The organism is Arthrobacter sp. UCD-GKA, assembly GCF_001863355.1.
GTDB lineage: Bacteria > Actinomycetota > Actinomycetes > Actinomycetales > Micrococcaceae > Paeniglutamicibacter.
Genome location: NZ_MOLR01000005.1, coordinates 87,847 through 100,461 on the forward strand (window position 1 = coordinate 87,847; position 12,615 = coordinate 100,461).

11 protein-coding genes are annotated in these 12,615 nt (G+C 64.6%); 6 read left to right on the plus strand and 5 right to left on the minus strand.

What is annotated here, in order from left to right; genetic code table 11:
* Positions 1–1,434, minus strand: coding sequence for a purine-cytosine permease family protein (locus BLJ79_RS10105; RefSeq protein ID WP_071214623.1), 1,434 nt, complete (start codon positions 1,432–1,434; stop codon positions 1–3).
* Between the two features lie 702 nt (positions 1,435–2,136).
* Between BLJ79_RS10105 and BLJ79_RS10110 the strand changes: the two genes are divergently transcribed.
* Genes BLJ79_RS10110 through BLJ79_RS10135 form a run of 6 tightly spaced genes read left to right on the plus strand, consistent with a single transcriptional unit; the run spans position 2,137 to position 6,961 of the window.
* Positions 2,137–2,862, plus strand: coding sequence for an amino acid synthesis family protein (locus BLJ79_RS10110; protein WP_286135338.1), 726 nt, complete (start codon positions 2,137–2,139; stop codon positions 2,860–2,862).
* Positions 2,859–3,410, plus strand: a complete 552-nt coding sequence (locus BLJ79_RS10115; RefSeq protein WP_071214624.1) for an amino acid synthesis family protein — start codon at positions 2,859–2,861, stop codon at positions 3,408–3,410. Before BLJ79_RS10110 ends, BLJ79_RS10115 begins: the two co-directional genes overlap by 4 nt.
* Before the next feature lie 15 nt (positions 3,411–3,425).
* Entirely contained in the window at positions 3,426–4,175 is a 750-nt protein-coding gene (locus BLJ79_RS10120; protein WP_071214625.1) for an alpha/beta fold hydrolase, read from the plus strand.
* On the plus strand, positions 4,168–5,652 hold the full coding sequence (locus tag BLJ79_RS10125) for an aldehyde dehydrogenase (RefSeq protein ID WP_071214626.1): 1,485 nt from the start codon (positions 4,168–4,170) through the stop codon (positions 5,650–5,652). Before BLJ79_RS10120 ends, BLJ79_RS10125 begins: the two co-directional genes overlap by 8 nt.
* A 13-nt stretch (positions 5,653–5,665) precedes the next feature.
* Entirely contained in the window at positions 5,666–5,872 is a 207-nt protein-coding gene (locus BLJ79_RS10130; RefSeq protein WP_071214627.1) for a tautomerase family protein, read from the plus strand.
* 18 nt (positions 5,873–5,890) lie between these two features.
* Positions 5,891–6,961 (plus strand): LLM class flavin-dependent oxidoreductase, encoded by a 1,071-nt coding sequence (locus tag BLJ79_RS10135; RefSeq protein ID WP_071214628.1) that lies wholly within the window; start codon positions 5,891–5,893, stop codon positions 6,959–6,961.
* 114 nt (positions 6,962–7,075) lie between these two features.
* Here BLJ79_RS10135 and BLJ79_RS10140 read toward each other — a convergent pair whose 3' ends face one another.
* The 4 genes from BLJ79_RS10140 to BLJ79_RS10155 form a co-directional block, all read right to left on the minus strand.
* Entirely contained in the window at positions 7,076–9,454 is a 2,379-nt protein-coding gene (locus BLJ79_RS10140; RefSeq protein WP_071214629.1) for a glycoside hydrolase family 3 protein, read from the minus strand.
* Between the two features lie 238 nt (positions 9,455–9,692).
* Complete coding sequence (locus BLJ79_RS10145; RefSeq protein ID WP_071214630.1) at positions 9,693–11,003, minus strand: TRAP transporter large permease; 1,311 nt, start codon at positions 11,001–11,003, stop codon at positions 9,693–9,695.
* Between the two features lie 2 nt (positions 11,004–11,005).
* Positions 11,006–11,518, minus strand: a complete 513-nt coding sequence (locus BLJ79_RS10150) for a TRAP transporter small permease (protein ID WP_071214631.1) — start codon at positions 11,516–11,518, stop codon at positions 11,006–11,008.
* On the minus strand, positions 11,515–12,525 hold the full coding sequence (locus BLJ79_RS10155) for a TRAP transporter substrate-binding protein (protein WP_071214632.1): 1,011 nt from the start codon (positions 12,523–12,525) through the stop codon (positions 11,515–11,517). Before BLJ79_RS10155 ends, BLJ79_RS10150 begins: the two co-directional genes overlap by 4 nt.
* Between the last annotated feature and the right edge of the window lie 90 nt (positions 12,526–12,615).

Genomic DNA, 12,615 nt, shown 5'->3' on the forward strand with positions numbered 1-12,615 from the left:
TTACTTGGCCTCTACCTTTTCGGTTCGGGGGTCGTTCGCCGCATGGTCTCGGCCGGCGGTGCGCATGAAGGGCAATACGGGTAGACGGTACAGCAATAGGTACGCAGCCGTCGATGCCAAGGCTCCGGTGACGAACCCGAGATCTCCCCAAGCCACGAACGCGTTGGCCAACGGGCCTGTCCAAAGGCTGGTGTTCCAGAACAGGGAGGAGACCACGCAACCGATGAGCCATGCCGCGAATCCCCACTCGATCGAACGACGGCGATCGAACAGTTCGGTGACGGCCTTTGAAAGGTCGCGGCGCATGCGCAAATAGTAGTCCAGCAGCAGGATGGTGCTGAACGGAACGACCAAGTACGCCAAGACCGAGAGGAAGTCGTAGAAGTTTCCGTAGGGATTGGTTTGCATCAGCAACGTGATCCACAGGCTGACCGCGGCAATGATGATCACGCCGACAACACGGTTGACCGGGACGCGGATCGTGAGCAGCGACAGGGATCCGCCATAGAGGTTCATGGCGCTGACCGGCAGCGTCGAAATTACTACGGTGATCATGGCCACCGGCGCCCAGGAACCGGTGAGTTCGGCCAGCGCTGCGATCGCATCTAGCTCACCGGCGAAACTCGAAACGAGCACTCCGATGCCGCCCAGCCAGGTCATGGCGACGAAGCTTCCGGCCGCGGTATAGCCCATCACCTTGAAGTGCGGGGTCTTGCGCGGAAGGTAGCGGGAGAAGTCGGAAGCGAACGGGGTCCAGGTCATCACATAGGCGAAGAAGAAGCCTGCGAAGGTTGCCCATCCGGCAAAACTTCCCATGTATAGCGGAGCCTCGACGTTGACCGCCGCACTGAAGTCGGCCTCGCGCATTGACAGCACGGTGATCACGGCAAAGAGGATGGCCAGCACCACCGTGGCGATCTTGTTGACGAGGTGGACAAGGTTGTGGCCCCAGATGGCGAAGACCGATTGCACGGCGAAAATGAGCGACGCTGCGAGCCAGAAGGGCACATCGACGAGCATGCGCAGGGCGATCACGGCGAAAACGGTGTTGACTGCCGTCCAACCGATGGCTGAAACGATGGTCAGCAGCGTGATTGGCGCGAAGTTGGCGTAGAAGCCCATTGGGCCTCGGCCCTGCACCTGTTGCGGAACCCCAAGCTTCGTTCCGATCCCGGCCAGAACGCCCATGACGATAACGCCCAAGAGGGTTCCGACTGCCACGGCGCTCAACCCTTGCCACACCGAAAGGCCGAACATCGAGGAGAAGAATCCGGAGACCATGACGGCAAGCACCATGTTGGCGGCGAACCACAGGGTGAATTGGTTGCGGGAATGGCCATGGCGCTCGCCGTCGGGAATCTCCTCGGTTGCGAATGGCTCTGCCTTGGTAAGCGACGTGCCGTACGCAGGTTGCGAGTCATCGTACTGTGACATCGTTATGTCCTTTGTCTGTGAGTGAATGCGAAATAGCCACAGGCCGGGCGGCCCACGTKGGGAAGATCCGACCCTCCGGGGCTTTGAACGGAGGGATGGAGCCAGTGGCAGCCCCATATTGGCCGGGGCCATGATGTCGATCCAGCGTCGGTCGATCAGTGCTCCCGGCGCGAGGACGACGGTTGGTGGAAGCGGCGTGCCCAGGTGGAGTCCGGGTTGGGGACGCACCCCGGGTGCTGCCGTTTCCTGGACCTGCTCCGAAGATCATCCAGCGTCGACCCTCAGCGAAGCGGAACCTCTGACCGGCGGCGCCCCCAGCGTCCGCGGCCACGGTCGGCGAATAGCGAGCAGAGTCAAGAGCCCAACAAAGCGCCCGTGCTCCCTGCTCCGAGGCGCCCGTGCCCGGGAGCCGTAGAGCGGAAAAATAGTATTGATTTGTTGCATGCATCAGATCGTAGCATCTAGTGTGAGATGCGCAACAGCTTGCGCGTATCTCATGAGTTATGAGTGCACTCAAGGTGACTTCTTGCACACTCGTACAGAAAAGACTACAGTTCTTGTATGCAACAGATTGAGATTTGGGGTCTTTGACCCTGAACCCCTGTACAACGTCCGTCGGTCCGGCTGACGCCTGATTGCCGGCAGCCACGCCGCGGATTCCCGCCAGGGCAAGGCTGCCCGGAACGGGGGAAGGCGGGATGGTTGACATCCCAGGCCACAAGGGGCCCAACGACGCCACAGACCAGAAAGCTCCAAAACATGACAACAACCCCACTTGCGGCGACGACAGTAGTCGATCTCAGCACGCGTTCGACCCTAGGCGGCTATGACGACATTGCCGCAGCCATTGGACTTCGCAAGATATCGACATTCAGCGAAGAGATTCCGCATGCCGAGGGCGACTCGATCCTGCGGGCCACCTCGACCGCGGTGATTGCTAACCCGTGGAAAGGCACCGGCACCGACTTCGAGCTCGCCCCGGAAGCCGAGCGCATCGCCCCGCTGCTGTCGAAGCTGTTGACCGACCGTCTGCTGGACGTGCTGGGAGGCGCCGGGAAGGTAGAAGCATTCGGCAAAGCGGCCCTCATTGGCGCCGGGGGCGAAATCGAACACGCCGGGGCGCTGATCCATACCCCGTACTTCGGGAACCTGATGCGCGAGGCGCTGGAGGGTACCTCCATCCTGTGTTTCGCCGACGGATTCGGCCAGCCGGGTGAAAGTCTGCGGATCCCGATGTGGCACAAGACCGCACCGGCCACCCGAAGTCACTATCAGACCATTGAAATCTTCTTGTCAGATGCGCCGAACGCAGCGGAAATCGCCGTCGTCGCCGCAGCGTCCACCGGACCCCGCCCGCACGCGCGGATCGGGGACCGCAACACCGATATTCCCGTCACCTCCGAGATCCTGAAGGAAATTACACTGTGAAATACCGCAAGCTTGTGACCATCGTCGAGGAAACCACCCGTGAGGGCGGCCGCGACGTCGACCCCGTCGCCCGCATCGCCATCGTAGCGGCGATCTTCGACAACCCGTGGGCAGGCCAGGGCTTCGTCGAGGACCTGAACGCCGGCATCGACGCCGTCGCCTCCGACCTCGGCGCGCTGTTGGCGCCGAAGGTCATCGAGGCGCTGGGCGCCCCGCTGGAGGCCTATGGAAAGGCCGCCATTGTCGGGCTTGAAGGGGAGATTGAACACGGTTCCGCGCTGATCCACACACTGAAGTTCGGCAACCACTTCCGCGATGCGGCTCAGGCGACCACCCTGTTGCCGGCCGTGGAAAAGCGCGGCCCGGCAGGGGTGCACTTCGACATCCCGCTGAAACACTTCACCGACGCCACCATTCGCTCGCACCACCAGAGCATCGAGGTCAGCATCCCCGATGCCCCGCACCCGGGGGAGATCATCATCGCCCTGGCGGCGGCCACCGGTGGCCGTCCTCAGCAGCGCCTGGCAGCGCTCTCGACCGAGCTCTAGGAGCGACTGTTCGTGATGGGTGTCCTCGAACCACGGATCGTGCTCCTGCACGGGGTCGGCCTGGACCGGAGTATGTGGGAAACTTTCCGGGCGGTGTGCGACCGTCCGACCCTCGCGCTGGACCTGCCGGGCCACGGCGCACAGCCGCCCCTGCGGGAACCGCAGACGCTTGAGTCCCTGGCGCAGCACGTGATGTCGCGGCTGCCCGAAGGTCCAGTGCACCTCGTCGGGTTCTCGCTGGGGGCACTCATCGCCCAATACATTGCACGCTTTGCGCCGGCCAGGGTCCTCACGCTGACCTCCGTCAACTCCGTGTGCCGGCGCACTGCGGAGGAATCCGAGGCGGTGGCCCGCCGGTTGGACACCGCGGGAACGGAGTTCGCCGCGGGGGTGGACCTGGCCATCGAACGCTGGTTCCCGAAGGCCTCCACCTCGGTGCCGGCGCAGCGGATTGCGGCCGTCAGGCAGGTCCTGGCCCGCAGCGACATCCAGTCCTACCTGCATGCCTACCGGGTGTTCGCGCACGGGGACCAGGAGATCGGACCCGAACTGGGCGACATCACCGCGCCCGCGCTGGCCATCACCGGCAGCGACGACCCGGGCTCGACCCCTGAGATGTCGCACCGACTGGGACGGGCGATGCCCGACTGCCGTGTTGTCGTCGTACCGCACGCCCGACACATGCTGCCCATCGAGAACGCACCGGCACTGGCCGACGCACTGACCACATTGATCGACAACCCGAAAAGGATGAATCGTGACTGAACGCCTCAACCACTTCATCGGCGGCGAGCACGTGGCCCCGTCCGAGGGAACCTACTTCACCAGCACCAACCCGGCGACCCTGGAGGTCCTCTACGAGGCCGCCCGCGGCAACGCCGAGGACGTGGACCGGGCCGTCAATTCCGCCCGCCGCACCTTTGAGTCCGCCGCCTGGAAGAGGATCGGCGCCACCGCACGGGGACACCTGCTGCGCCGCCTAGGCGACCTGGTCGGGGAGAACGCCGAGCAGCTGGCGATGTGCGAAAGCCTGGACAACGGCAAGCTGCTGCGCGAGATGCGCGGGCAGATGCGCATGCTGCCCGAGTACTTCTACTACTACGCCGGGCTGGCCGACAAGATCCAGGGCTCGCAGATCCCGAGCACGAACCCGGACATCCTGAACTACACCCAGCGCGAGGCGCTAGGCGTGGTTGGGGCGATCACACCGTGGAACTCGCCGCTGACGCTGACCACCTCGAAGATCGCCCCGGCCCTGGCCGCCGGCAACACCGTGGTCATCAAGCCCAGCGAATACACCTCGCGCACGGTGCTGTTGCTGGCCGAGCTCGCGGACCGGGCAGGCTTCCCGGCGGGCGCCATCAACGTGGTGACCGGACTGGGCGCCGAGGCCGGTGCCGCACTGGTGAGCCATCCGAAGATCGCCAAGATCTCCTTCACCGGCTCCACCGGCACCGGCTCGCACATTGCTGCCCAGGCGGCGGCCCGGTTCATCGGATGCACCCTGGRACTTGGCGGCAAGAGCCCGAACATCGTCTTCGGAGATGCCAACGTGGCCAATGCCGCGATGGGCGTTGTCGCGGGCATCTACGCCGCAGCCGGACAGACCTGCATCGCCGGCAGCCGCGTCTTCGCGCACAAGTCGGTGTACGACGAACTGCTGGAACGCGTCACCGAACGCGCCCGCTCGATCCGGATCGGCGACCCGCTGCTGGATGAGACCGAGCTGGGCCCGCTGGCCTTCAAAGACCAGCTGGAGAAGGTCGAATCCTACGTGAAGATCGGCGCCGCCGAGGGCGCGACCGTGCACAGCGGCGGCGGCCGGCCGGCTGGCCTCGAGCTGCCAGGCTACTTCTACGAGCCGACCGTGCTGACCGACGTGGACAACGACATGCGAGTGGTGCGCGAGGAAATCTTCGGCCCGGTGGCCGCCATCATGCCCTTCGAGCATGAGGACGAGCTGCTCGCCCTGGCCAACGACACCGAGTACGGCCTGGCCGCCGGGGTGTGGACGCAGAACCTGGCCACCGCGCACCGCGTCGCCAGGAAGCTCGACGCCGGCACCGTGTGGGTCAACACCTACCGGGCGATGTCCCCGATGTCTCCGCGGCAGGGCTTCAAGAACTCCGGGGTGGGCATCGAACACGGCATCGAGTCGATGTACGAGTACACCCGGCTCAAGAGCATTTGGATCAACACCGACGAGGGCCCGGTCTCCGACCCCTTCGTCATGCGCGGATAGGACGGATACCTTCATGCCACTGATCGATGTTTCCATCGCCCGGGGCCGCAGCCCGGAACAGCTGCGGGACCTCATGGACGCGTTGCACCAGGCGGCGGTCACCACCGTCGACGCCGCACCCGAAAATATCACCGTAATCGTCAGGGAAGTCGAACGCGAACATTGGTCACGCCAAAACGTGACCATCGCCGAGCGCGACGCTTATTCTGCAAGCCACTAATTTCTGAAAGGACGCCTGATGCGTTTTTCGCTATTTGTTCACATGGAGCGCTACGACGATTCCATTTCCTACGAGGACCACTGGGCGAACCTCGTCGAACTGGCCCTCATGGCCGAGGAAGGTGGCTTCGGCACGATCTGGATCGGTGAGCACCACTCGATGGAGTACACCGTCTCGCCGAACCCGCTGCCGCAGCTGGCCTACCTTGCGGCCAAGACCTCGAAGATCCGACTCGGCTCAGGCACCATCATCGCCCCGTTCTGGAACCCGATCCGGGCCGCCGGGGAACTTGCGCTGCTCGATGTCATCAGCGGCGGCCGCGCCGAAGTGGGCGTGGCGCGAGGAGCCTACCAGTTCGAGTTCGACCGCATGTCAGGCGGCATGCCGGCGGCGGACGGCGGCGAGCACCTTCGTGAGATCGTCCCGGCCATGAAGGCCCTGTGGGCCGGCGACTACGCCCACGACGGCAAGGTCTGGCAGTTCCCGACTTCAACAAGCGTCCCGAAGCCGGTGCAGAAGGAGCTGCCGGTCTGGGTTGCCGCACGCAGCCCCGAATCCCACGACTTCGCCGTGGCCAATGGCTGCCATGTCATGGTCACCCCGCTGATGAAGGGCGACGAGGAAGTCGAGTCCTTGGTCGAGAAGTACGAAACCGCCATTGCCAACCACCCGGAAATCGAACGTCGCCCGGACATCATGGTGCTGCGCCACACCCACGTACACACCGAGGACGACGTCGAGGGCTGGCGCCCGGCCGCCGAGGGAATCCAGAAGTTCTACCGGACCTTCGACGCCTGGTTCGGCAATAAGGCCATCCCGGAGAATGGTTTCCTGGACCCGAGCCCGGTCGAGAAGTTCGAAGCCCGTCCCGAGTTCTCGGTGGAGTCCCTGCACCGGACCGCCATGATTGGCACCCCCGCCGAGGTCGTTGAACGCCTGCGCAAATACGAAGCACTGGGAGTCACCGAGTACAGCTTCTGGGCCGACAACACCCTCAGCCATGAGGAAAAGAAACGCTCGCTGGAACTGTTCATCGAGCAGGTCATGCCGGCCTTCAGCGAGCAGGCAGCGCCCGCACTCAACCAATAGGGAGCTGCGCGAGAGCGAGCTCCCACTTGGACCGCACAGGCCCCGCGGTGACACGACGGAAGGCACCCGCCCCYATGGGGGAGGGTGCCTTCCGTCGTCGATCCGGCAAGCCTGTCAGTAACCCAGGCCGAAGCCGAACGGGTAGAGCTCCCCGTCGGCGGTCTCCTTGTAACCGGGCAGGTCGCTGAACTGCTCTTCGATCGCCTCGGCGGTGCCCGCCAGGGCGAAAGGCATCCTGCCCTGGGGTGCGACCTTGCCCGAGAGGATGTCGAGCAGCGCGGTGTCGCTCATGCCGAAGCCCGCCACGATCGCGCCGGCGTCGCGCAGTCCGCTGGCCTCGTCCATGACGAACGGCTGGCGGAAGTACACGTGCAGGACCACCGCGGAGGGGTCCTCGACCTCGGCCATGACCTGCTTGATGGTGTCCAGCGACGGGGTGATCTTCCACGACTCGGACTCTGCCATGGACGTGAAGTCCAGGATGCTCGACTCCCAGGGCAGCGAGCCGCCGAAGCGCAGGCCGTCATCGGTGCACGTCGGTGCGCCCTGGGTGACGCAGGCGTCCGCCGCGCCGTAGGGGCTTTGGCCGTCGAGCCCTTCAACGCCCTCCAGCACGGAGGTGTTGGTGTGCTCGGGGTTCATGCCGGATTCCGGGTCGTTGCTGGTGTAGGAACCGGTGTTGGCGTTGTTCACCGTAATGTTGAGCAGGGCGACGTCGCTGTCCTTGGCGCTGGGCCGGTCGGCCGCGTCCTTGGTGTTGCCGTCGGTGACGTTGTAGCCGTATTCGGCGACCTTCGCCGCGGAAATGTCTCCCAGGACGTAGACGTCGGAGGCGGGCTTCAACGGCAGGACCTTGGATCCGTCGGCGGTTTCCTTGTTCTGCAGCAGGACTGCGGACTTGCGCTGCAGGTCAAGGCCAACCTCGCGGTTCGCGGCGCTGCCGACAGTGTTGCCGGCGGCGGTCGTGTCGACGTACGGGTTCTCGAACAGGCCCATGCTGAACATCGGTTCGGTCAGCCGCACGGCGGCGAGCGTGACGCGCTCCTCCGTCAACAGGCCGGAATCGACAAGGTCGGTGATGGTCTTGACGTCGTGGAAACCCGAGAGGGTGTCGGTACCGCCGTTGATGGCCGCTGCGACGCGCTCGGGAACCGACTTGTCCTCCAGGCCCCAGGCCCGGTCGTTGATGATGCCGGTGTCCGAGTTTACGTATCCGGCGAACCCGAGCTTGTCGCGCAAAAGGTCGTTGACGATCTGCTTGGAGAAGGCCATGCCGGTCGAATCATAGGTGACGCCGTCGTGGGTAACCTCCACCGGGGCGCCGTAGTACGGCATGATCGAGGAGACACCGGCCTTGATGGCGGCTTCGAAGGGCTTGAGGTGCTCGCCGAAGGCGCCGCCCGGGTAGACCTGGGTCTTGCCGAAGGAGTAGTGGGCATCAAGGCCCAGCTCCTGCGGCCCGCCGCCGGGGAAGTGCTTCATGGTCAGCGCCACGGCGGTTTCCGGGCTGAGCGAGGAGCCCTCCGCATCGAGCGGGCCCTGCAAGGATTCAACGAGCGTGGTCATGATGTTGGAGTTCAAATCCGCGTCCTCGGTGAACGTCTCGTGGGCGCGGTACCAGCGCGGCTCGGTGGACAGGTCAGCCATGTAGCCGTACATCCCGCGCAGCCCGATCGACTCCCATTCATCTCCCATGACGTTGGCGAAGTTCTCGACGACCGACATGTCGCCGGTGGTGGGCGCCTGCCCGGTGCGCGCGGCTTCCTCGCCCAGGGCCGCGGCGGCGATCCCCGCCTCCTTCGGGAAGGCGGTGAAGGCCCCGGCGGATTCGTTGATGCCGGCGCGTGCGTCCGGGTCGATGTGGTTGCGGGCATTGGACTTGTAGAGCATCGGGATGCCCAGGCGGGTGGCCTCGCCGAGCTCCTGGACGGAATTCATGTAGGTGGCCGCTTCCTGCGGCGTCAGGGACGTGCTGGCCTGGAATCCGTCGCCGGTGGCCCCGCAGACGGCCTGGTCCTCGCTGGTGACGGTGTTGCGGAAGATGAAGCGGTGCATCTTCTGGTCGTTGATGTAGCCGGTTGCCGCCGGGTCGAGGGCGCCGCGCTTCTTCGTGTCGGGGTCGCAGGCGGCGTTGAGGGTGTCGATCAGCATCAGGCCGGACTTCTCCTCCAGCGTCATCAGCGACACCAGGTTCTCCGCGCGCTCTCCGGCGGGCAACCTCCAGTCCTCGTAGGGGTCGAGCTTGCCGTTGGCGTTGAGGTCCTTGAAGGTGCGGCCCTTGACCGTGATGGTGTCCTTGACGCGGACACCGAGCGTCGGCGGCTTGCCGTGGTTGCCTTCATTGTTGTTCACGGCTGCGGGGGCGTTCTTGCCGGCGTTGTCCTGCGGCGGCAAGGCGCTCGCCGACGTCGCGCCCAGGGTGAGTATCAGGGGCAGGGCCAGTGCCGCTGCCGTGCGTCGCCGTCTTGGCGATGGCGGAAACTTTCGGGTCATGGTGTGCTCTCCATTGAGTCAGGTGCGGGGGTGATGGTGGGCGGCTCGGGCCCCGCCATCGGATGCATCTCCCACTGTGTCGCAGGTCACCCGATCAATGCACGCGGTTGCCATGAATTGCCTTCGCGACAAGGGGCTTTTCGAAGCCCGAAGGGGAACTTAACGCAGAGATGCGGCACCGGAACCACTGACAGGTTCCGGTGCCGCATCGGGCAGCAGGTGTTTTAGGCGCCCGCCGCTACGGGGCCAGCAGCCCCAGCAGGTCCGGCAGCCACAAGGACAGCTGCGGGATGAAGGTGACCACGAAGAGCATCGCGACCAGTGCCAGGAAGAACGGCACCAGGGCCCTGATGACGGGCTCGGCACGCAGCCCGGCCACCCTGGCTCCGACGAAGAGCACGTTGCCCACCGGCGGGGTGATCGTGCCCAGGCACAGGTTGAAGGTGACCATGATGCCGAAGTGGATCGGATCCACGCCGAAGGTGGTCACGATCGGCAGGAAGATCGGCACGAAGATCAGGATCGCCGGGGTCGGGTCCATGAACGTGCCGACGATCAGCAGGATCACCATGATCAGGATCAGGATCATGGTCGGGGAATCGGTCAGGCCGAGCAGCCCGGAGGAGATGGCTCCCGGGATGCCGGAGAAGGCCATGACCCAGGCCATGATCGTGGACACGCCGACCAGCAGCATGACGATCGCGGTGGTCAGCGTGGCATCGATGAGGATGCGCGGCAGGTCGCCGACCTTGATGGCCTTGTAGATGAAGCCCAGGATCAGGCAGTACACCACGGCGATCGCCGCGGACTCGGTCGGGGTGAAGACGCCGGCCAGGATGCCGCCGATGACGATGACGATCATCAGGATCGAGGGGACCGCACGCCAGATGGTCAGCAACGCCGTCGGCAGGGAGACCTTGACGTGGTTCTTCAGTTCCGGGCGCTTGCGCACATAGAGCCAGACAACCAGCATGCAGGCCAGGGCCCAGAGGATGCCCGGGATGTAGCCGGCGACGAAGAGCGTCGCAATCGAGGTGCTGGAGACCAGCGAGTACACGATCAGGGTGTTCGACGGCGGGATCAGCATGCCCGAGGGGGCCGAGGCGATGTTGACGGCTGCCGAGAAGTTCCTGTCGTAGCCTTCCTTGCGCTGGCGCGGGCCGATGACCCCGCCGACCGCCGCGGCCGAGGCAACTGCGGCGCCGGAGACCGAACCGAACAGTGCATTGGCCACCACGTTGGTCTGGGCCAGGGAGCCGGGGGTGCGGCCGACCAGGACCTTGGCTGCGTCGATGAGGCGTCCGGCGATGCCGCCGTTGTTCATCAGCACGCCGGCCAGGATGAAGAAGGGGATGGCCAGCAGGGTGAACGAGTTGATGCCGGTGAACATCCGCTGCGCGGAGACGAAGGAGGCCTTTTCCACGCCGATGACTGCCGCCACGGCCAGGAAGGCGGAGACGCCCACGGCCACGGCGATCGGCACGCGTGCCAGCAAGAGCACCGCGATGCCAACGACCAGGACTATGCCTGCTACAAGTGCTGCATCCATACCTAGATCGCCTCCCGGATTTCTTCGTCTTCGTCGTCGTTGGGCAGGCCGCGTCCGTGCAGCGCCTCAACCAGGTGGTAGACCGCGTAGAACGCGGTCATGATCCCGGAGATGGGCAGGGCCAGGTACATGGCGCCGATGTTCAGCGGAAGCCCGGAAATCTTTTGGCTCCAGGTCAGGTCGACGCCGCGGATGCCGCCGTAGACCAGCACGAACGCGGCGAAGAGCAGGATGATGACCTGGACGAAAACCTCGGTGGTGCGCTTCTCGTTGATTTTCAGCGCACGGACCAGGAAGTCCACGGCAATGTGCCCGCGGTCCGAGAAGACGTAGGCGGAACCAAAGAGTGCCAGCCAGACAAAGAGGTACTGGGCCAGGGATGTGGTCCACGTGGCCGGGGCGTGCATGACCTGGCGGCTGAAGACCTGCCAGCAGACCACCAGCACCAGGGCGCTGAAAAGGACCACGCACAGCCACTTCAGCGTGACATCGAGGACGGTTTTGACGGCGTTCACTTTCCGGCCTCCTTGATGTTGTCGTAGAGCTTGTGGGCCTTTTCGCCCTTCAGAGCACCCTCGACCACGGGGGCCAGAGCCTTGCGGAATGCTTCCTCGTCGACGTCGTTGAACTTCGAGCCCGAAGCCGTGGCCTTGTCGATGGCTGCCTGCGTGTCGGATTGCCACAGCACCACATGCTCGTCGACGGTCTTTTGCCATTCGGATTCCAGGATCTTGCGGTCCTCCGGGTTCATCTTCTCCATGAGCTCGGAGTTGATGAGCATGTAGTCGAGGCCCACCAGGTGGCGGGTGCGGGCCACATGCTTGGCCACCTCGTTGTGCTTCTGGGTGACGTAGGAAACCTCGTTGTTTTCGGCGCCGTCAAGCACGCCCGACTGCATCGCGGTGTAGACCTCGCCATAGGACATCGGGGTTGCGGAGGCGCCCATGGCGTTGACCATCGCAATGTGGATGTCCGATTCCTGGACCCGGATCTTCATGCCGGCCAAGTCGGCCGGCTTCGTGATGGGGCCTTCGGCGGTGTAGAGGTTGCGGTCGCCCTGAGTGAGACCGCCAAGCACCGTGAGGTTCTTGGACTCCTCGAGCGAGGAGAAGAGTTCGCCGACGATTGCGGGATTCCGCAGCACCGAAATCTGGTGCTCGATGCTGGTGAACACGGTGGGCAGGTTCAGTGTTGCGAAGCCGGGGTTCAGGTTTTCCAGCTGGGTGCCCGAGGCGATGGCCATGTCGACCGAGCCGTCGGAGACCAGCTGGATGACTTCCTGCTGCGCGCCGAGGGTCTCGTTGGGGTAGACCTTGATGTCCCACCGGCCGTCCGTGGCCTGCTTCAGGCGTTCGCCGAAGCCGGTCAGGGCAATGTAGGAGGGGTGTGACTCTGATTGGTTGAGGGAAAGAACCATGGTCTTTCCCTCTTCGGCGGTGCCCGAGATGCCGGCGGTGCACGCACTTAGACCAAGTGCGGCGGCTGCGGCAAGGGCAACGACGCGAATGACGCGAAGTTTCATCTCTAAAGGCTACTTTCCGGCCGGTGGGCGGCATCTTTGCCGCTCGCCTGTTACATGCGGCACCTGTGAGGGTGCCTCCCGGCCACGTTG